The 19126-nt window shown below is 64.8% G+C and carries 19 protein-coding genes; all 19 read left to right on the top strand.

Annotated elements, in window-relative coordinates; translation table 11 throughout:
* Positions 1-24 precede the first annotated feature (24 nt).
* The 19 genes from ACQ5ID_RS10570 to ACQ5ID_RS10480 all read left to right on the top strand — a co-directional run bounded on the left by ACQ5ID_RS10570 (position 25) and on the right by ACQ5ID_RS10480 (position 19122).
* Complete coding sequence (locus ACQ5ID_RS10570; RefSeq protein ID WP_429912419.1) at positions 25-837, top strand: aldo/keto reductase; 813 nt, start codon at positions 25-27, stop codon at positions 835-837.
* Positions 838-905: 68 nt separating this feature from the next.
* A complete protein-coding gene (locus tag ACQ5ID_RS10565) occupies positions 906-1847 on the top strand; it encodes an ArsR/SmtB family transcription factor (protein ID WP_429912418.1) in 942 nt (313 codons plus the stop codon).
* Positions 1844-3394 (top strand): glucose-6-phosphate isomerase, encoded by a 1551-nt coding sequence (gene pgi, locus ACQ5ID_RS10560; RefSeq protein WP_429912417.1) that lies wholly within the window; start codon positions 1844-1846, stop codon positions 3392-3394. Before ACQ5ID_RS10565 ends, pgi begins: the two co-directional genes overlap by 4 nt.
* Before the next feature lie 39 nt (positions 3395-3433).
* Positions 3434-5419 carry a transketolase gene (tkt, locus tag ACQ5ID_RS10555; protein ID WP_429912416.1) on the top strand — a complete coding sequence of 662 codons (1986 nt, stop codon included), beginning with the start codon at positions 3434-3436 and terminating at the stop codon, positions 5417-5419.
* Between the two features lie 41 nt (positions 5420-5460).
* Positions 5461-5958: a crossover junction endodeoxyribonuclease RuvC gene (ruvC, locus tag ACQ5ID_RS10550; RefSeq protein ID WP_429912415.1), complete on the top strand. Its 498-nt coding sequence runs from the start codon at positions 5461-5463 to the stop codon at positions 5956-5958.
* On the top strand, positions 5955-6614 hold the full coding sequence (gene ruvA, locus ACQ5ID_RS10545) for a Holliday junction branch migration protein RuvA (RefSeq protein WP_429912414.1): 660 nt from the start codon (positions 5955-5957) through the stop codon (positions 6612-6614). Before ruvC ends, ruvA begins: the two co-directional genes overlap by 4 nt.
* A gap of 142 nt (positions 6615-6756) precedes the next feature.
* Complete coding sequence (gene ruvB / locus ACQ5ID_RS10540; protein ID WP_429912413.1) at positions 6757-7788, top strand: Holliday junction branch migration DNA helicase RuvB; 1032 nt, start codon at positions 6757-6759, stop codon at positions 7786-7788.
* A complete protein-coding gene (gene ybgC, locus ACQ5ID_RS10535) occupies positions 7785-8222 on the top strand; it encodes a tol-pal system-associated acyl-CoA thioesterase (RefSeq protein WP_429912412.1) in 438 nt (145 codons plus the stop codon). The genes ruvB and ybgC overlap by 4 nt, the downstream gene beginning before the upstream one ends.
* A gap of 130 nt (positions 8223-8352) precedes the next feature.
* A complete protein-coding gene (locus ACQ5ID_RS10530; RefSeq protein WP_429912411.1) occupies positions 8353-8673 on the top strand; it encodes a helix-turn-helix domain-containing protein in 321 nt (106 codons plus the stop codon).
* A complete protein-coding gene (locus ACQ5ID_RS10525; protein WP_429912410.1) occupies positions 8666-9907 on the top strand; it encodes a type II toxin-antitoxin system HipA family toxin in 1242 nt (413 codons plus the stop codon). Before ACQ5ID_RS10530 ends, ACQ5ID_RS10525 begins: the two co-directional genes overlap by 8 nt.
* 199 nt (positions 9908-10106) lie before the next feature.
* On the top strand, positions 10107-10760 hold the full coding sequence (locus ACQ5ID_RS10520; RefSeq protein WP_429912409.1) for a MotA/TolQ/ExbB proton channel family protein: 654 nt from the start codon (positions 10107-10109) through the stop codon (positions 10758-10760).
* Complete coding sequence (gene tolR, locus ACQ5ID_RS10515) at positions 10761-11192, top strand: protein TolR (RefSeq protein ID WP_371392381.1); 432 nt, start codon at positions 10761-10763, stop codon at positions 11190-11192.
* A gap of 23 nt (positions 11193-11215) precedes the next feature.
* Positions 11216-12052, top strand: a complete 837-nt coding sequence (locus tag ACQ5ID_RS10510; protein ID WP_429912408.1) for a hypothetical protein — start codon at positions 11216-11218, stop codon at positions 12050-12052.
* Between the two features lie 304 nt (positions 12053-12356).
* On the top strand, positions 12357-13712 hold the full coding sequence (gene tolB / locus ACQ5ID_RS10505; protein WP_429912407.1) for a Tol-Pal system beta propeller repeat protein TolB: 1356 nt from the start codon (positions 12357-12359) through the stop codon (positions 13710-13712).
* A gap of 114 nt (positions 13713-13826) precedes the next feature.
* Positions 13827-14336 carry a peptidoglycan-associated lipoprotein Pal gene (pal, locus tag ACQ5ID_RS10500; protein WP_429912406.1) on the top strand — a complete coding sequence of 170 codons (510 nt, stop codon included), beginning with the start codon at positions 13827-13829 and terminating at the stop codon, positions 14334-14336.
* Between the two features lie 235 nt (positions 14337-14571).
* Complete coding sequence (ybgF, locus tag ACQ5ID_RS10495; RefSeq protein WP_429912405.1) at positions 14572-15435, top strand: tol-pal system protein YbgF; 864 nt, start codon at positions 14572-14574, stop codon at positions 15433-15435.
* A complete protein-coding gene (gene tilS / locus ACQ5ID_RS10490) occupies positions 15426-16718 on the top strand; it encodes a tRNA lysidine(34) synthetase TilS (RefSeq protein WP_429912404.1) in 1293 nt (430 codons plus the stop codon). Before ybgF ends, tilS begins: the two co-directional genes overlap by 10 nt.
* A 146-nt stretch (positions 16719-16864) precedes the next feature.
* Complete coding sequence (gene ftsH, locus ACQ5ID_RS10485) at positions 16865-18802, top strand: ATP-dependent zinc metalloprotease FtsH (RefSeq protein WP_429912403.1); 1938 nt, start codon at positions 16865-16867, stop codon at positions 18800-18802.
* Between the two features lie 5 nt (positions 18803-18807).
* Positions 18808-19122: a DUF167 domain-containing protein gene (locus tag ACQ5ID_RS10480; protein WP_429912402.1), complete on the top strand. Its 315-nt coding sequence runs from the start codon at positions 18808-18810 to the stop codon at positions 19120-19122.
* Positions 19123-19126: the final 4 nt, after the last annotated feature.

Below are 19126 nucleotides of genomic sequence, written 5' to 3'. Positions count from 1 at the left end.
GCCAAGCCGTGTATGGCAAAGTATATGACGCTTCTGCCCTCCCGCCTCGGATTTGGTGTGTCCGGCCCGCATGGCACGGCACTGCTGCCCTCCCGCGCAACACGGATGCTTGTCGAGCAGGCGTTTGAAGGGGGGGTGCGTGTGTTCGATAGCGCGCCAGCCTACGGCGCGGGCGAAGCCGAAAAGCGGCTGGGCCGCGCCCTGGCTTGCCTGCCGCGCAGCGACGTCTTCGTGACCACAAAGGCGGGCGTCTGCAGTGCCGGTCTTGCCCGGCGCATCCGTGATTTTTCCCCCGATGGCCTTGAGCGCTCCATCCGCGCCAGCCTGTCCCGGCTTGGCCTTGAGGGCGTGGACGGGCTGATACTGCATGGCCCGGCACCTTTAGAGCTGACCCCGGCCCTGCTGGCGCGCCTGTCTGACATGAAAACAGCCGGAGCCTTCCGTCATCTCGGCGTTGCGGGCAGGGGCGCTGAGCTGGATGCGGCGCTGGAAACCGGCGCGTTCAAAATCCTGATGGCACCGGTCCATCCTTTTATTGGCGAGGCGGCGCGGTCGCGCCTGCGGGCGGCACGGGGCGCAGGCATCGCCGTCATGGGGATCGAGGCTGCTGGCGATGGTCCGCCGCCCTTGCGCCTTCCGCGCAAAGCCTCTGATCTCTACGCCCTTGCCCGGCGCTTGCGGACGGGCGGGACGGACGGCCCACGCGCGGCCATGCCGGACGCTCTGGCAGACCCTGTTCTTGACGGGCTAGCCGACTGCGTGGTGATGACCACCACCCGCACAGAGCACCTCGCGGCTAATATCGGGGCCATGGCAGCCCTGGGCGCGGGTGGCTGAATCGACTTTTCATGCGAGACTGGCTATGGCCGGTGGCTGGATGAGTCTTTACGACTGACAGGGTGCCGATGCACGCAGAGTTGCTGACCAAGCTGAAGGCACTGGGCGAGCCGACCCGGTTGCGGATCGTCACCCTGCTGCTGCGCGGCGAGCTGACGGTCAGCGAGATCATGCAGGTGCTCGGGCAGAGCCAGCCGCGCGTCAGCCGCCATCTCAAACTCCTTGCAGACGCAGGGCTTTGCGAGCGCTATCCCGAAGGCGGATGGGTGTTCTACCGGCTGGCCCGTTCACGCGTGGGCGAACGCCTTGCTGCGCTGCTCGAAGAGATGGAGCGCAGCGATGATGTGGAAGTCGCCCGCGATCTGGCACGTCTGAGCGAGGTGCGCCGCCTGCGCGCCGAGACCGCGCAGAAATATTTCGAGGTCGCCGCCGAGCAATGGGCACGCATCCGCGGCCTGCACTTCTCTGAAGAGGCGGTAGAGGCTGCCATGCTGAAGGCGGCAGGCAAGCGCCAATTCCGCCTGCATCTGGATGTCGGCACAGGCACGGGCCGCATGCTGGAGATTTTCGCCGACCGAGCGGAGGACGGCATGGGTGTCGATCTCAGCCGGGAAATGCTCACCGTCGCCCGTTCAAAGATGAGCGAGGCGGGGCTGGCCAACCGTCTGGTGCGTCAGGCCGATGCGACCGCCCTGCCGCTGGAGACCGGCTCTGCCGACCTCATCACGGTGCATCAGGTCCTCCACTATATCGCCCAGCCGCAGCGCGCCCTGGCCGAATGGGCGCGCGTGCTCGCGCCGGGCGGGCTATTGCTGCTGGCAGATTTTGAGGCCCACGATTTTGAGGGCTTCCGCGCCGAATACCATCACGCCCATCTGGGCTTTGAACGCGCGCAGCTGCGTGCCTGGCTGGAAGGGGCGGGGCTGAAGCCGCTGGGGATCGACCCGCTGGAGTCAGCGAAGGCCGAAGGCGGGCTGACCGTGCTGATATGTTCGGCGACGAAGGCATGAGCGCAGCGCCGATGGATATTGCCCGCCAGCTTGCACCGCATGTGAAGCGCCTTGCAGGCGAACCGCTGGGCGCTCTGGTGCGCGCGGGCGGCGCGCGTGACACCGCGCTGCAATGGCAGGCCGGTCCTGTGACGCTCGATGCCCGTCATCAGCGCCTTGATACGGACGCGATGGACGCGCTTTTCGCGCTGGCAGAGGCGCGAGGGTTCGACGCCGCGCGCAAGGCGCTGCTGTCTGGCGATATCGTCAACCCTACAGAAGGGCGTCCGGCCCTGCATGCCGCGCTGCGTGATGCCTCCGCGCTGAAAGACCGCGCCCTCGCGGCGCGTATCGAGGCGGCGCGGGCGCGCACGGCGGCGTTCGCGCGTGCCTGTCAGGGCACGGATGCGCCGGGCGGCAAGCCGGTCACGCGCATCATCAATATCGGCATTGGCGGGTCTGATCTGGGCCCGCGCCTCGTTTACAGCGCCATGAAGGCGTTCCGCCGCGAGGGCGTCGATCTGCGCTTCGTGTCCAATCTGGACCCGGCAGATCTTGAGGATGCCATTGAGGGCGCGGACCCGGCGACCACTCTGGTGTGTGTGACGTCAAAATCCTTCACCACGTCCGAAACGCTGATGAATGCGCGTGCGGCCAAGGCGTGGCTGGCGGCAAGCCTTGGCGAAGAGGCGGCCAATGCCCGCATGGCCGCCGCCACCGCTGCGCCCGGCAAAGCTGAAAGCTTCGGCATTGCACCGGAGCATATCTTCCCGTTCGAGGAGGGCGTGGGCGGGCGCTATTCCTTCTGGTCGGCGGCCGGGCTGTGCCTTGAAATCGCGCTGGGACCGGACGTGTTCGCCCGCATCCTTGATGGCGCGCGCCAGATTGACCAGCACTTCGCAGCCGCTCCGGCCAAGGACAATCTGCCGCTCGCCAAGGCACTGATCGATGTGTGGAACCGGGCCGGGCGCGGCCTGCTGGCGCGCTGCGTCGCGGCCTATTCGACGCGCCTTGAGCTTCTGCCCGCCTATCTGCAACAGCTGGAGATGGAGAGCCTTGGCAAGCCGGCGCGCCTTGATGGCTCGGCCCTGTCTGCCCATTCCGGCGGGCAGCTGGTCTGGGGCGGGAAGGGGTCTGACATCCAGCATTCCTTCTTCCAGTGGCTCCATCAGGGCGTGGACGAGGTGCCGATCGATTTCATTGCCGTGCAGTCGCTCTATGCCAGCGGTGATGAACGCGCCAAGGCGCTTGGGGCCAATCTCGTTGCCCAGAGCGCCGCTCTGCTCGATGGCCATGAAGGCGAGGGCGCGCTGGCCGCGCACAAGACGCTGCCCGGCGGGCGCGCCAGCTCGATCATCATGCTCGAACGCCTCGACCCTGAAGGGCTCGGCGCGCTGATCGCCGTTCACGAGCACAAAGTTTTCTGCGAGGGGCTGATCTATGGCCTCAATCCGTTCGACCAGTGGGGCGTGGAGCTGGGCAAGCTGCTGACAAACGACCTCCTGAAAGGCAATCACAGCCGGTTTGACGCCGCCAGTCTTGACCTTGCCCGGCTATTCAGGCTTTGACCCCGCCATACCCACGACTCTCACCAGAGGCCCATCCCCATGACCGCTCCCGATCTTGATCGTATCCGTCCGATGGCCAATGCGGTCCGGGCCCTGTCGATGGACGCTGTCGAGAAGGCCAAGTCCGGCCATCCTGGCATGCCGATGGGCATGGCCGATGCGGCCGCCGTGCTCTGGGGCAAGCATATCAAGTTCGATCCGGCTGATCCGCAATGGCCCGACCGGGACCGGTTCGTGCTGTCGGCGGGCCATGGCTCGATGCTGATCTATTCCATCCTGCACCTGATCGGGGTGGAGGGTGTGACGATGGACGAGCTGAAAAACTTCCGCCAGCTCGGCTCGAAAACGCCCGGCCACCCGGAGTTCGGCCACACGCCCGGCGTGGAAACCACCACCGGCCCGCTGGGGCAGGGCATTTCCACCGCTGTCGGCATGGCGCTGGCCGAGCGTATCCTCAATGCGCATTTCGGCGATGCGCTGGTCGATCACCATACCTGGGTGATCGCCTCTGACGGTGATCTGCAGGAGGGCATCAGCCAGGAAGCGATCTCGCTGGCAGGTCATTTGAAACTCAACCGCCTCATCGTGCTGTGGGATGACAATTCCATCTCCATCGACGGCTCGACCGAGCTGTCTGACACCGTCGACCACAAGACGCGCTTTGAAGCGGCGGGCTGGGACACGCTCAGCGTCGATGGCCATGATCCGGCTGCGGTTGACGCGGCGCTGACGCGCGCAAAAGCCAGCGACCGCCCGGTCCTGATCGCCTGCCGCACCACGATTGGCTATGGCGCACCGAAAAAGGCTGGCACTGCCGGTTCGCACGGCTCGCCGCTGGGCGCTGAAGAAATCGACGGCACGAGGAAGGCGCTCGGCTGGGAGCACGGCCCGTTCGAGGTGCCGGAAAACATCTATGCCGACTGGCAGGAAATGGCCACGCGCAGCGCGGCCGCCCGCAAGGCGTGGAATGACCGTCTGGCGGCATCGAATGTGCGCGATGCCTTCATCGCGCGCATGGCCGGCGGCGTGCCAAAGGCCGCGCAGGAAGCGCTGAAAAACCACATCGCCAAAGTCGTGGCCGAAAAGCCCAAGCTCGCCACGCGCGCTGCTTCGGGCAAGGTGCTTGAAGCGATTGCGGCGGACTATCCCGCGCTGATTGGCGGTTCGGCAGACCTTACGGGCTCGAACCTGACCAAAGCCAGCTCGCAAGCCATCATCAAGGCGGAAGACTTCTCCGGCGGCTATATCCATTACGGCGTGCGCGAGCACGGCATGGCCGCCGCGATGAACGGGATGAGCCTGCATGGCGGGATCACGCCCTATGGCGGCACTTTCCTGATCTTCTCCGATTATTGCCGCCCGGCGATCCGCCTGTCTGCGCTGATGAACCAGAGCGTCATCTATGTGCTGACCCACGATTCCATCGGGCTCGGCGAAGACGGCCCGACCCACCAGCCGGTCGAGCATCTCTCGGCCCTGCGCGCCATTCCGGGCGTGGAGACCTGGCGGCCCTGCGACGCGCTGGAGACAGCCGAAAGCTGGGCCTGCGCGCTGGAGCGCAATGATGGCCCGGCCATCCTTGCCCTGTCGCGTCAGGGCGTGCCGCATTTGCGCGAGGATGATGGCTCGCAAAACCTCTCCGCGCGCGGCGCCTATGTGCTGCGCGAGGCCGAAGGCGGTGCGCCGCAGATCGTGCTGATCGCCACCGGCACCGAAGTGGAACTGGCCGTGCAGGCGCGTGACATGCTGGCGCGGAAGGGCGTGAAGGCCCGCGTCGTCAGCGCGCCGAGCGTGGAGCGTTTCCTCAAACAGGATGATGCCTATCGCGCCTCTGTCCTGCCGGACGGTGTGCCATGCGTTGCCGTCGAAGCCGCCATACGCTGGGGTTGGGATGCCATCATCGGGCGCGAGGGCGGATTTGTCGGCATGACCGGTTTTGGCGCGTCCGCGCCTGCAGAGCAGCTCTACGAGCATTTCGGCATTACAGCGGAGCGTGTCGTCGAAGAGGCGCTGAAGCGGGTTTAGGTGACGCTCGAAGGGCGGGGGCAATCCTGTATGCTCGCCCGATGAGCCAGACGATTCGCATTCTTGGCATTGATCCGGGCCTTGCGGCCACCGGCTGGGGCGTGATCGACCAGACCGGCACGCGCCTGTCTCTGGTGGCTCACGGCACGATCCGCGCGCCGGTGAAAGCACCGCTGCCGCAGCGTCTGGAAGCGATCTTTGCCGCTGTCGAAGCGCTGGTAACGCAGTACGCCCCCCATGAGGCGGCGGTAGAAGACCAGTTCGTCAGCGCGAACGCAGGCACGGCCCTCAAGCTGGGTCAGGCGCGCGCCGCGGCGATCCTGCCTGCCGCGCGGGCGGGTTTGAGCGTTGTCGAATACGCGCCGCGTCTGGTGAAGAAGTCCGTCGTTGGCACCGGCGCAGCGGAGAAGGGGCAGGTGGCCGCCATGATCGCCGTCATCCTGCCGGGCAGCCGCGCGACGGCAGACGCTGCCGACGCGCTGGCGGTGGCCGTCTGTCACGCGCATCATCGCGGTTCAATAGCGAGGATGAGCGCATGATCGGCATGCTGAACGGGATTGTGATCGCGCTGGGCGATGAGGACGCCGTCATCGATGTGGGCGGGGTCGGCTATCTCGTCTCGCTTGGCAGCCGCGCGCGCTCGCGCCTGGAGATCGGCACCGGCATCACCCTGCATATCGAGACCTATGTGCGCGAGGACGCATTCCGGCTGTTCGGCTTCCTGACCGAAGCGGAACGTGCCTGGTTCGTCCGCCTGCAGGGCGTGCAGGGCGTCGGTGCCAAGCACGCACTGGCGCTGCTGGACGCGGTTTCTGCCTCTGGCATCGAGACGGCGGCGGCGCTGGGCGATGCGTCCGCTTTTGAACGCGCCAAGGGGGTGGGCCGGAAGCTCGCTGAGCGCATTGCGGTCGAATTGAAGGGGAAGGCCCCGCCCGCGCGCCGGCGCTCCCAGAAGGGCTCTGAGAGCCTTGTAGAGGCCCTCTCCGATGGCGAGGCTCCGGCGGCGGTTTCTGCGCCCGTAGCTGTGCCTGACGATGGCAATGATGACGCCCGCGAAGTAGCGATCAGCGCGCTCACCAATCTGGGCTATGGCGAGAGCGAGGCGCGCCACGCGGTCGCGCTCGCCATCACCGCCAACCCGGCTGCGGGCGAGACCCTGCTGATCCGTGCGGCCCTGAAGGAGCTGGCACGGTGAGGGGCGTCGCATGCTTTTTCTCCCCCCGTTTACGGGGGGAGTGGCCTGAAAGGCCGAGGGGGGGATTGTTCAAGAAAGCTCCCCCCTCCGTCAGCTACGCTGACACCTCCCCCGTGAACGGGGGAGGAAAGAGAGGGATGCGATGACCGAGGCAGACCGCATCATCTCAACCGAACCCGCGCCGGGGGACGGGCGCGACAAGGCGTTGCGCCCCTTGAGCTTTGACGAGTTCGTCGGCCAGCGCGCCGCCATCGATAATCTCAAGGTCTTCGTGAGCGCTGCCGCCAGCCGGGGCGAGGCGCTCGATCACGTACTGCTCTCCGGTCCGCCGGGGCTTGGCAAGACCACGCTGGCGCAGATCGTGGCGCGAGAGCTCGGCGTGAATTTCCGCGCCACTTCCGGCCCCGTCATCGCGCGTGCAGGCGATCTCGCCGCGATCCTGACCAATCTGGAAGAACGCGACGTGCTCTTCATCGATGAAATCCACCGCCTGCTGCCGGTGGTGGAGGAAATCCTCTACCCCGCCATGGAGGATTTCGCGCTGGACCTCGTGATCGGGGAGGGGCCGAGCGCGCGCACGGTGCGCATCGATCTGCCGCCCTTCACGCTCGTAGGCGCGACCACACGGGCAGGTCTGCTGGCCACGCCTCTGCGGGATCGTTTCGGTGTGCCGGTGCGGCTGGAATTTTATGGCGAGAAAGAACTGACCAGCATTGTCACCCGCGCCGCCGGAAAGCTTGGCGCAGCCATAGAGCCCGACGGCGCACGCGAGATTGCCAGACGCGCCAGAGGCACGCCGCGCGTGGCAGGCCGCCTGCTGCGTCGGGTGCGTGACTTTGCCGAGGCCGATGGCGAGACCAGCATTTCGTCGAAAGTGGCGGACCTTGCCCTGAAACGCCTTGAGGTGGACGAGGTGGGTCTCGACAGCCTCGACCGGCGTTACTTGCGCGTTCTCATTGAAGGCTTTGCCGGCGGGCCTGCGGGCGTGGAAACGCTGGCGGCGGCCTGCGCCGAGGCGCGCGATGCGCTCGAAGAAGTGGTCGAGCCTTTCCTGATCCAGCAGGGCTTCATCCAGCGCACGCCAAGGGGCCGCATCGCCGCCCCGCGCGCCTGGACGCATATGGGGCTGGAGCCGCCACGCTCCTCGCCGGACCTCTTTGGAGGTGATAAATGAGCGCGCCGGAGGCCGGACGCTGGCAGGGCGGGGCGCACCTACTGCCCGTGCGGGTCTATTACGAGGACACCGATTTTACCGGCATTGTCTATTACGCGAACTATCTCAAATTCTTCGAGCGCGGGCGCACCGACGCGCTTCGCACGGCAGGCCTCAGCCATACAGAGCTGCTCAAAGCCGATCCGCCGCTGGGTTTTGCGGTGCGGAAAGTGACGGTGGAGTACCACGCGCCCGCCCGCATTGATGACGCGTTGATGGTCGAGACCCGCTTTGCCAGCCTCTCCGGCGTGCGCATGCAGATCGAGCAGGCGATTACCCGCGACGGGGTTTTACTCGCCAGCGCCGAAGTGGAAGCGGTCTGCATCGATATGGATGGCCGCCCCAAGCGCTTGCCTGCGGGTCTGAAGGATGCTTTGGCGCGGGTGGCGGAATAGCGCTGATATGCTAAAGCATATAATTAACGCCTCTTGATATATAAAAATATATAGCTCTTGGGGCTGAGGCCCGCTATGTGATATGCTTTGATAAATCATATTGATATATCGATATGCGAAAGCAGATCAAATGTCGTATCTTCTGGAGAAAATCGCTAGCCGCCTGAAGCAGGCGCGCGAGGAAAAGGGTCTTAGCCAGCGGGCTCTGGCTCAACTGACAGGCGTGCCGCAAAGCCATATCTCGAAGATCGAGAGCGGAGCGGTCGATATCCGGCTTTCAAGCCTTGTCGAGATCGCGCGCGCCCTGGAAATTGAGCTGGAGCTGGTGCCGAGACCGGCTCTTCCTGCCGTGCAGGCGATTCTCCGCTCCCGCCGGAACGAGGCCGCCCACACCGGCGCTGGAGCCGTCTCACGCTCGCAATACCAGCTGGACGAGCGAGACGATGGCTAGGTCAGGCGCTTTCCCGTCCATATTGAGCGTCCGGCTTTATGAGCGCGAGATCGGCACGCTGACCCATCTGGGCGGCGACCGGATGCTCTTTGCCTTCACCGAAAGCTATATCGGAGATGAAAACCGGCCGACGCTGAGCCTTGGCTTCAAGGATACATTCGGCGGTGTGTTCAGCGATTTTGCGCCGACGCAGACACGCGCCCTGCCATTCTTTTCCAACCTCCTGCCCGAAGGGCATATGCGCGCCTATCTGGCGGAGCGCGCGCGGGTAAATCCGGTACGTGAGTTTCCGCTGCTCAGGGCGCTGGGCATGGACCTTCCCGGCGCCGTCACCATCGTGCCGGCAGGCGGTGAGCTGCTTGACGGCGATGACGCCTATGAGGAGGCGCGAGGCAGGCCGGCGAACGGACCATTGCGGTTTTCGCTGGCCGGCGTTCAGCTCAAATTCTCGGCGCTGCTGGAAGCCCGCGGCGGTCTCACCATCCCGGCCGCTGGTCAGGGCGGCAACTGGATCATCAAGCTGCCCTCCCGCGAGTTCGAGGACGTGCCGGAAAACGAGTTTTCGATGATGAGCCTTGCCGCGATGGTGGGGATCGACGTGCCGCCGGTCCGGCTGGTTGATATCGGTGATATTGAAGACCTGCCCGAGGGCATCGGCCTGGGCGCTGATTTCTTCAGGCGCAAAGCCTTTGCCATCGAACGGTTTGACCGCGCCGCTGACGGATCGCGTGTCCATATCGAGGATTTTGCGCAGGTTTTCGGCCTATACCCGGAAGACAAATACAAAACCGCTTCGCTGCGCCGTATCGCCCAGATCATCGGCATCGAGGCTGGCAACAAGGACGTGGCCGAGTTTATCCGCCGCCTGACCTTCAACGTACTGATCGGAAATGCCGACATGCACGTGAAGAACTGGTCCCTGATCTATCGTGATCAGAAGACAGCATCGCTCGCACCGGCCTATGATTTCGTCTCGACGATTGCGTATATCCGCGATGAAAACTTTGCTCTCAAATTCAGCCGTACCAGCCGGTTTGCTGGATTTGATGCAGACGAACTGGCGCATCTGGCGGCAAAAGCAGAACTGCCCGAAAAGCTGGTGCTGGACGCCGCGAAGGAGACAGCGGCGCGCTTCCGCGAGGTCTGGACAAAAGAGAGCGCACATCTGCCGCTCAGCCAGCGTGTGAGGGACAGCATCAACGCTCATCTCGCAGTCGTTGCGCCTCTGGCGTAGCGGCGCTCTTACGCTTTAAGTCCCACTGCAAATCCCAACGCGTTTTTAACCCTTCCTCCTTCAAATCGCCCCAATCGGATCAGAGAAAGCCTGCCGGGAACATGTGAGGGCGGGTTTTGAGTGCGCCGGGCTTGGCTTGTGTTTTGCGCGCAGCTAAGCAACGTGCTCATCCGTTTGCCGGGAGTGTGAGGGAACCGCCATGGATAGCGTCGCCGTAGAGCTGGCCCAGCCAGCGCAGGAACTGACTATTTTCTACCTTTTCATGCGCGCCGATATCATCGTGAAGGCGGTGATGGCGATCCTGCTGTTCATGTCCGTCTGGTCATGGGCGGTGGCCATCGAGAAATTCCTGCAGTTCCGCAAGGCGGCCTCGCAGGCAGCCCGCTTCGAGGATGATTTCTGGGCTGGCGGCTCGATTGATGATCTTGCCAACCGCTATGCGCGCAATCCCAGGGATCCGTTCAGCCGGGTGCTGGCCGCTGCGCTGCGTGACTGGGACAGCTTCTCTGTCTCGCGCTCTGGCGGGGCGGAGGCCAACCGGGAGCTGACCCGGATGGAGCAGGGCCTTGGCATCCTCGCCATTGTCGGTTCCTCCGCGCCCTTTATCGGCCTGTTCGGCACGGTGTGGGGGATCATGAACTCCTTCCGCTCCATCGCCGCATCGCGTGACACCAATCTGGCCGTCGTGGCACCGGGTATCGCCGAGGCGCTGTTTGCAACGGGTCTGGGCCTTGTGGCCGCCATTCCGGCGGTGATTTTCTTCAACGCGCTCTCCTCCCAGCTCGCCAAATATGCCGTCCGGCTGGAAGGCTTTGTCGACGATCTGTCCGCCCTCGCAGCGCGGGAGGGATAGATGGCCGGTCCGGTCGATATGGGCGGCCGCAGGAGCAGCCGCCGCTGGAAGCCCAAGGCAGAGATCAACATCGTGCCTTACGTCGATGTGATGCTGGTGCTGCTGATCGTGTTCATGGTCGCAGCCCCGCTGCTGACCGTCGGTGTGGATGTGAACCTGCCCGATACCGAAGCGCGGGCCATGACCACGTCGGAAGAGCCGCTGACCATCACCATCCAGGCCGATGGCTCGATCTTCCTGCAGGAAACGCGGGTCGGCTTTGACGAGCTGGTGCCGCGTCTGGAGGCGATCTCGCGCACCGGGTCTGAGGCGCGTGTCTATATCCGTGCCGACGAGGCGGTGGGCTATGGCGAGGTCATGCGTGTGATGGCGCGCGTGTCATCGGCTGGCTACGCCAATATCGGTCTTGTGACCGATCCGTTGAACCAGTAGCAGGAAAGCGTTTTTTAAGCGTCATGCGCTCGTTTGCCAGCTTCATCCTATCGCTGGTGCTGCACCTCTCGCTGTTTGCGAGCGCGTTCATCTATTTCCCCCGTTCCGCCAGCCAGCTCGACAGTGAGAGCGTGCTGGTTCCCGTCGAGCTGGTAACGCTGGCCGACACGACCAATATACGCGCGGCCGCGCCCGAACCGCGCCCGGAACCCGAACCGGAAGTCATCGAGCGCCCGCAGCCGGTAGCGCCCGAACCAGAGCCTGAGCCGCAGGTGTCCGAGCCCGAACCCATTCCGCTGCCGCCCACCGAAGAGCCGCAACCCGAGCCCGAGCCGGAACCTGTGCGCGAGCCGGAACCCGAGCCCGTTCCGCCCCAGCCTGAACCCCGGCCAGAGCCGCAGCGCCCGCAGCCGCGTCCCCAGCCGCAACAGCAGCAGGGGCTTGATCTCGATGCGCTCTCCAGCCTTGTAGACCGCTCCCGCCAACAGAGCGCGCAGAACCGTCCCGCCGACGAGGGTGAAACCCGCCAGGGTGCCGGGGCCGGAACGGCGATGACGGCTACCATGTCCGATCTCTTCCGCAGCCAGACCTCGCGCTGCTGGCGTGAGCCCTCCGATGCGCCGGACCCTGCCTCCTTGCGGGTATCGGTAGAGGTGCAGCTGGAGCGTGACGGGTCCTTGAGCGCGCCGCCGAGGCTGGTAGATGCCAACCGCGTGCTGGGTTCGCCCAACCCCTATATGCGCCTTGCCGGTGAGCGGGCTGTGCGCGCCGTCATCGAATGTGCGCCCTACACCATGCCCGCCGGCCAGTATCAGCAATGGCGCCGCATTACGGTCAATTTCCATCCGTCAAATCGATAGTGTGGTAGGACCTGCACTCATAAAGGGTTTGGAGCGTGATATGGGTGAAAATCGTTCAATATCAGGAGCAGGCCCGACGGAAGGGCCGTCCCCTTTCGAGGGACTGCGACGTAATAGTGGGCGATTTTCGCCATACCCCTTCGGGGCGCGGCAGATTTCCCCCCTGACGGCGTCGAGCCGTTCTTGTGGAGGAGTGCTCCACGGCGATCGTCTCTCCTTTTCAGGCGCGAAATCTGCTACGCGTCACGCCCGAAACCTTTATGAGTGCAGGTCCTAACCCCGCCTGAACGACAGGAGCTAACAGATGCGTTTTCTGGCCCGCCTAGCCGCCATGTTCGCCATGATTGCAGCGCTTGCGGCGCCTGCTTTCGCCCAATCGGGCAGCCCGCTTGTCGTTACCGTCACGGACGGCAATGTCGATCCCTTCCCGATCGCGATTACCGACTTCATCGCGCAGGATACGCAAAGCGCCGAGACGGGCGCCGACATTGCGCGGGTGGTGACCAATAACCTGGCCAATTCGGGCCTGTTTGCGCCGGTTTCCCAGGACGCCTTTATCGAGGACATCACCAATATCGATCTCAGGCCCCGTTTTGCCGACTGGCGGCTCATCAATGCCTCCGCCCTTCTGGTGGGCCGGGTCAGCATTGACGATCAGGGCCGGCTGCTGGTGGCTTTCCGCCTCTGGGACACCGCTGCCGAGCAACAGCTTCTGGGCATGCAGTTCACCTCCGTGCCGGAAAACTGGCGCCGCCTCGCTCACAAGGTCTCCGACGCGGTCTATGAGCGGCTGACCGGCGAGAGCGGCTTTTTCGACACGCGCATTGTCTATGTGTCCGAAGGCGAGGGCCCCGATGGCGAGCCGACGCGCCGCCTGGTCATCATGGATCAGGACGGGGCCAATCCCTCCTTCCTGACTGACCGCTCCTATATGGCGCTCCTGCCGAACTACTCGCCGACCAGCCAGCAGATCACCTATGTCTCATTCCGTGACCTGCAGGCGACCAGCTATCTCTACGATCTGCAGACCGGCCGTCAGGAAGCGCTGTTCGACAGCAGCAACGCAGCCATCACCGGCGGCGGCCAATCCCTGTCTGCGCGCTTCCACCCCAATGGGCGCGAGCTTGTGATGTCGGTTGAGCGCCGCGGCCGCCATGATCTGTACGGATTCGACCTGCGCACGCGCGCGCTGCGCCAGTTGACCAGCAATCCGTCCGATGACACCGAGCCGACCTATTCGCCCGATGGCCGCCAGATCGCCTTTGCCTCAAACCGTTCGGGTCAGCCGCAGATTTATGTGATGAACGCTGATGGCACCGACCAGCGCCGGATCAGCTTCGGTCCGGGCCGCTATACCAGCCCGGTCTGGTCGCCGCGCGGTGATCTGATCGCCTTCATCAAGCAGCAGGGCTCGATGTTCTCGCTGGGCGTGATGCGTGCCGATGGCTCTGGCGAGGAACGAATTCTCTATGACGGGTATTTTGTAGATACACCTGCCTGGTCGCCCAATGGCCGCATGCTGTTGTTTACGCGTGGCGACTATTCCACGACCGGGACGCGCTACGCGATCTGGAGCGTGGATCTGGGCGGGTTCAACCTGCGCCGGCTGCCCACCCAGGGAGCCGCGTCCGATGCTGCCTGGTCGCCACTGCTGGACTGATCTGGCAGCAGAAAATAGTTCGCACACCCATATCGATTTGCCTTCGAATGTGGTGTATGGAGGAACAGGCCGTGCAGGCGTGCTGCACGGACACTATTGAGGGACTTAGCTCCGATGAAACTCGCTCCGTTCGCTGCTCTGGCAGCGTGCAGCCTTCTCGTAACCGCCTGCGCCAGCCGCCCGGATGAAACCCCGGTCGTGCCGGAAACCAATACTGGCGGCGCCACCGACACCCGCACCACCGGCCCTGTGCCCGGTTCGATCGCGGACTTCGAACAAAATGCGGGCGACCGCGTTTTCTTCGGTCTCGACCGCTTCGACCTGGACAACGCCTCGCGCGAAACCCTGCGCCGTCAGGCTGCGTGGCTTGCCCAATACCCCGGCACCCGCATCCTCGTCGCCGGTAATTGCGACGAGCGCGGTACGCGTGAGTACAACCTCGCGCTTGGTGCTCGCCGTGCAAACTCGGTGCGTGACTTCCTGGTCAGCCAGGGCGTCGACGCCTCGCGCATCTCGACAGTCTCTTACGGCAAAGAGCGTCCGTCCTGCACCCAGTCCACGGAATCGTGCTGGGCCCAGAACCGGAACAGCATCACTGTCGTGACGTCTGGCGCGGTGTCCTAGTCAACGGGTAATCCCGTTGCCACTGCGGAGCTTAAAGGCTCGCCGGCATGATCATCCGGTCATGCTGGCGAGCCTTTATTATGTCCGGGGCCTGCCTGCAGGGGCGCAGACCGGCCGGGTCCGACAGGCCATGCCGCAATTTCGCCCCTTGCATTCGTCAGGCTTGGCCCTTGACCGGGCGCGGTTGACGCGCGATTCCAGTTGGTGATGGGTTTTGTTTTCCAGAGGTGATGGCATGCGCTGGCTCGTTTCTCTCCTGATTGGCTTTGGTCTCCTTGCGGGGACGGCCCATGCCCAGTCCAGCCGGGCATTGACGATGCGCATGGACGCCATAGAGGCGCGCCTGAACGAGATGGAGCAGCAATCGCTTGCCGGTGATCCGGTGGCCGAGAGCCTGATGATGCGCGTCGAGGCGCTGGAGCGTGAGCAGCGCTCCCTGACCGGTGAGCTGGAAACGCTGACCTTCGAGAACCGGCGCCTGCGTCAGGAAGTTGACCGGCTCAACACCGCCATGCGCCGCCTTTTGTCCGGCGAGGATGGCGAACTGGCCGTCACCGATCCGGACGACCCCCATGCGGATGCGCGTGCCGCCGCGACGCGGCCCCTGAGCCTTCAGGGCAGCAATCTGCCGGCCACACGTGCAGATGCGGAGGCTGCGGCCGCGTCTTCCGGTGCCACAGAATCCGCCAGCCGCGAAGCGGCCTCTGCCCCCTCTGACCCAGATGAAGCGTTTGCGCGTGCGCGCTCGCGCCTTCTCGATGGTGATTTTGCCGGTGCGCAGGAACGTTTTGCCAGCTTTGTCGAGGTGCATTCCGGGCATCCGATGACCGGTCAGGCTTGGTACTGGCTGGGTGAAACCCATTTTGCCCAAGGTGATTATCAGGATGCGGCAGACGCCTATATGTCCTCGCTGCGCGCGGACCGGCGCGGTGAGCGCGGACCCGATGCGCTGGTGCGTCTGGGCGCATCACTGGCGGCGATGGATCAGCGGGCAGCCGCCTGCAACGTGCTCGGCTCCTTCTCTCAGGAGTATCCCAATGCCGGCGCGGATGCGCGCCAGCGCGCCGAGCGGGAGCGTTCGCGGGCAGGGTGCCGCTAGAGCCTGACCTTACTGGCGGCGCACGCGCGGTTTCGCGCCTGTGCCCGGCAGGTCCGCTTGTGCTGGCTCTGTCGGGTGGGGGCGATTCCATGGCGCTGGCCTGCCTGATGGCGGGCGAGGCCGCGCGTTCAGGCCGCGAACTTCATACCCTCATCGTAGATCATCGTCTGCGGCCGGAGAGCGCAGATGAAGCCGCTCTGGTGGCTCAGCGGGCCGAGGCGCTGGGTGCAAAAGCGTACATTCTCGTCTGGAATGCACCCGCCCCCGGACAGGGCGCTGCCCGGCGCGCGCGCCATGGGCTTCTGGCTGATGCTGCGCGTCAGCTTGGCGCAAGCAGCCTGTTTCTCGCGCACACCGCAGACGATGTTATCGAAACGCTGCTGATGCGCCTGTCGCGTCCCGCCGCTGGCTGGCGCGCACTTGCCGCGATGGGAGAGTCTGGTCCCAGCCCCGCCTGGCCGCAGGGGCGGGGCATACGCCTGGCGCGTCCTCTGGTGCGTGCATCGCGGGCGGCCTTGCGCGACTATCTCAAACGTGAAGGCGTGGACTGGGTGGACGACCCCTCCAACGCCAATCGCGCGTTCGAGCGGGTCCGCATCCGGGCCGCTGCGCCGCTGCCCGCCAGCCAGGCGGGGCGGAGGCTTCTTGCGCTCAACGATGCGGCGCTGGCGGCAGACCGGGCGTCACGCCGCGCAGCGCGCCAGCTGCTGGCCGCTATCGCCGATATCCTGCCCTGGGGCGGCGCAGCGCTGGATGGCGCGCTTCTGGCCGCTGCCCCGCGCGAGGCGGGCTTACGGGCGTGCGAGGCGCTGATACTGGCGGTAAGCGGCGAACAGGCCATGCCGGGGCCGGATAATGTCACCGGCCTGCTGGACGCATTGCAGGCGGGCCGCGCGTTCAGCGGTGCGGGCGTATTGCTGACGCGTGAGGGCGTGATCGGGCGTGATCCGGGCGCTGTGGCGGGGCGCGCCGATGGACGCCGGGGCGTTGACGCGCTGCATGTAAAACCGGGTGATTGCGGCGTGTTCGACGGCCGGATGCTGGTATGCGCAGGCTCCGCGCCCCTGACCGTGAAACCTCTGCTGGAGCGAAACCGCGTCGTGGAGGGCGTGCCTGCCCGATTGCGGCCATCTCTGGCGGTTATCGAGAGCGAAGGGCGCAGCGTGATTACCGGGCTGGAGACGCCGCCGGGAGACGGCGCGGCTGGCGCACTGATTGCAGACCGGCTGGAGGGATTGCTGGGTGTGTCCGCAAACGGCACGGCAGGCGAAAACAGTGTATGATGTGCGGCAGCTGGCCGCGCAGGGCTGGCGAAAACGCGTACGCCGTCCAATATGGAAGACAGCGCTTTTGCGCCAGACGTAAATGCGTCTGATGCAAAGGCTACCGGACTTGAAGCGGGCATGCAGGCCCGGCGAAAGGTAAGTTGATGAATTTGCGTAATATTATGGTGTGGGCGATCCTGCTGGTTCTGCTGGTTGCCCTGTTCAACATCCTTCAGGGGCCGCGCCCGGCCGCGCAGACCAATGAGCTTACCTACACCCAGTTCATGGATAATGTGGAGGCGGGCCGCGTCCGCGAGGTCACGATCGAAGGCCAGTCCATCACGGGCGAGCTGAGCGGCGGACAGGCTTTCCGCACCGAAGTGCCTGCCGATGCGCGCGTTACCGATGCGCTGCGCTCAAACAATGTCCAGATCACCGCGCGCGCGCCGGCCGAAGGCGGCATGAACCTCTTTGGCATCCTGCTGAGCTGGTTCCCGATGCTGCTGCTGATCGGGGTGTGGATTTTCTTCATGCGCCAGATGCAGGGCGGCGGCAAAGGCGCGATGGGCTTTGGCAAGTCCAAGGCCAAGCTCCTGACCGAGAAAACCGGCCGGGTCACGTTCGATGATGTGGCGGGCATTGACGAGGCCAAGGAAGAACTTTCCGAGATCGTCGAATTTCTCAAAGACCCCTCCAAATTCCAGCGTCTGGGCGGCAAGATCCCCAAAGGCGCGCTGCTGATCGGCCCTCCGGGTACCGGCAAGACGCTGACCGCGCGCGCCGTCGCCGGTGAGGCGGGCGTGCCCTTCTTCACCATTTCCGGCTCGGACTTCGTGGAGATGTTTGTCGGCGTCGGTGCCAGCCGCGTGCGTGACATGTTCGAGCAGGCCAAGAAGAACGCGCCATGCATCATCTTCATCGACGAGATCGACGCGGTGGGCCGCTCACGCGGTGCCGGCCTTGGCGGCGGCAATGATGAGCGCGAGCAGACCCTCAACCAGCTTCTCGTCGAGATGGACGGGTTTGAAGCCAATGAGGGCATCATCCTCATCGCGGCGACCAACCGCCCTGACGTGCTCGATCCCGCCCTGCTCCGTCCGGGCCGTTTCGACCGTCAGGTCGTGGTGCCGAACCCGGACATCACGGGCCGCGAGAAAATCCTCAAAGTCCATATGCGCAACGTGCCGCTGGCCGCTGATGTCGATCCCAAAGTGATCGCGCGCGGCACGCCGGGTTTTTCCGGCGCGGACCTTGCCAACCTCGTCAACGAGGCGGCCCTGCTGGCTGCGCGCCGCAATCGCCGCCTGGTCTCCATGGCCGAGTTCGAAGAGGCCAAGGACAAGGTGATGATGGGGCCGGAGCGCCGCTCCATGGTCATGGGCGAGAAGGAAAAGACGCTGACCGCCTATCACGAGGCCGGTCACGCCATCGTGGCGCTGCGCGTGCCTGCCGCTGATCCGGTCCACAAGGCGACGATCATTCCGCGCGGGCGTGCGCTCGGCATGGTGATGCAGCTGCCCGAGGGCGACAAGCTGTCCATGACCCATCAGGAAATGACCAGCCGTCTGGCCATCATGATGGGCGGGCGCATTGCCGAGGAGCTGAAATTCGGCAAGGACAATGTGACGTCCGGCGCGGCCAGCGACATCCAGCAGGCCACGCGCCTTGCCCGCGCCATGGTCACCCAATGGGGCTTCTCCGACGAGCTCGGACCCATCGACTATGCCGACAATCAGGGCGATGTGTTCCTCGGCCAGCAACTGGTGCAGCAATCGCGCACCGTGTCTGCCGAGACGGCGGCCAAGATCGAGCGTGAGGTGAAGGGTCTGGTCGAAGGCGGCCTTAACGAGGCGCGCCGCATCCTCACCGAGTACAACAAGGACTGGGAAGCCATCGCGCAGGGCCTGCTCGAATACGAGACGCTGTCCGGCGAAGAGATCAACGATCTGCTCAATGGCAAGCCGCCTGTGCGCAATACCGATATTCCCGCCAAGGGCGAAGGCCCGACCACGCCCGATAGCGCGGTCCCGGTCATCGATGACGAGGACGAGGATGAAGTGTCCGCGCCCGGCGGCATGGAGCCCAAGCCCGGCCCGGCCTGAGCGCCTTGAACGCAGACTGGATAAGTGATGAAGGCGAAGGAGCAATCCTTCGCCTTCGTGTTACGCCGAACGCCTCCAGAGACACGATAGAGGGCGTGGAGATCCGCGCCGACGGGCTGGCTCATCTGAAAATCCGCGTGCGCGCCGTGCCGGACAAGGGCGCGGCCAATATGGCTGTTCTCAAATTGCTGGCCAAAACGCTGGGCGTGCCGAAATCCGCGCTGGAGCTGGTTTCAGGTCATACCGCGCGGATAAAGACGGTGCGTATTGCCGGCCTGTCGCGCAGTGAGGCAGTGGAGCGGCTAGCCCCTCCGAGTTGAGGCT

The sequence above is a fragment of the Glycocaulis sp. genome (assembly GCF_050485565.1).
GTDB lineage: Bacteria > Pseudomonadota > Alphaproteobacteria > Caulobacterales > Maricaulaceae > Glycocaulis.
This window is presented reverse-complemented; position numbering and strand designations above follow the sequence as displayed.

Bases quoted from the DNA above. Each gene is read 5' to 3' on its own strand.
- ftsH (WP_429912403.1), top strand. From the start codon at position 16,865: ATGAATTTGCGTAATATTATGGTGTGGGCGATCCTGCTGGTTCTGCTG.
- ybgC (WP_429912412.1), top strand. From the start codon at position 7,785: ATGAGCGCGCCGGAGGCCGGACGCTGGCAGGGCGGGGCGCACCTACTG.
- ruvA (WP_429912414.1), top strand. From the start codon at position 5,955: ATGATCGGCATGCTGAACGGGATTGTGATCGCGCTGGGCGATGAGGAC.
- ruvC (WP_429912415.1), top strand. From the start codon at position 5,461: ATGAGCCAGACGATTCGCATTCTTGGCATTGATCCGGGCCTTGCGGCC.
- pgi (WP_429912417.1), top strand. From the start codon at position 1,844: ATGAGCGCAGCGCCGATGGATATTGCCCGCCAGCTTGCACCGCATGTG.
- ACQ5ID_RS10525 (WP_429912410.1), top strand. From the start codon at position 8,666: ATGGCTAGGTCAGGCGCTTTCCCGTCCATATTGAGCGTCCGGCTTTAT.
- ACQ5ID_RS10570 (WP_429912419.1), top strand. From the start codon at position 25: ATGACGCTTCTGCCCTCCCGCCTCGGATTTGGTGTGTCCGGCCCGCAT.
- tolR (WP_371392381.1), top strand. From the start codon at position 10,761: ATGGCCGGTCCGGTCGATATGGGCGGCCGCAGGAGCAGCCGCCGCTGG.
- tkt (WP_429912416.1), top strand. From the start codon at position 3,434: ATGACCGCTCCCGATCTTGATCGTATCCGTCCGATGGCCAATGCGGTC.
- tolB (WP_429912407.1), top strand. From the start codon at position 12,357: ATGCGTTTTCTGGCCCGCCTAGCCGCCATGTTCGCCATGATTGCAGCG.
- ACQ5ID_RS10510 (WP_429912408.1), top strand. From the start codon at position 11,216: ATGCGCTCGTTTGCCAGCTTCATCCTATCGCTGGTGCTGCACCTCTCG.
- ruvB (WP_429912413.1), top strand. From the start codon at position 6,757: ATGACCGAGGCAGACCGCATCATCTCAACCGAACCCGCGCCGGGGGAC.
- ACQ5ID_RS10520 (WP_429912409.1), top strand. From the start codon at position 10,107: ATGGATAGCGTCGCCGTAGAGCTGGCCCAGCCAGCGCAGGAACTGACT.
- pal (WP_429912406.1), top strand. From the start codon at position 13,827: ATGAAACTCGCTCCGTTCGCTGCTCTGGCAGCGTGCAGCCTTCTCGTA.
- ACQ5ID_RS10530 (WP_429912411.1), top strand. From the start codon at position 8,353: ATGTCGTATCTTCTGGAGAAAATCGCTAGCCGCCTGAAGCAGGCGCGC.
- ACQ5ID_RS10565 (WP_429912418.1), top strand. From the start codon at position 906: ATGCACGCAGAGTTGCTGACCAAGCTGAAGGCACTGGGCGAGCCGACC.
- ybgF (WP_429912405.1), top strand. From the start codon at position 14,572: ATGCGCTGGCTCGTTTCTCTCCTGATTGGCTTTGGTCTCCTTGCGGGG.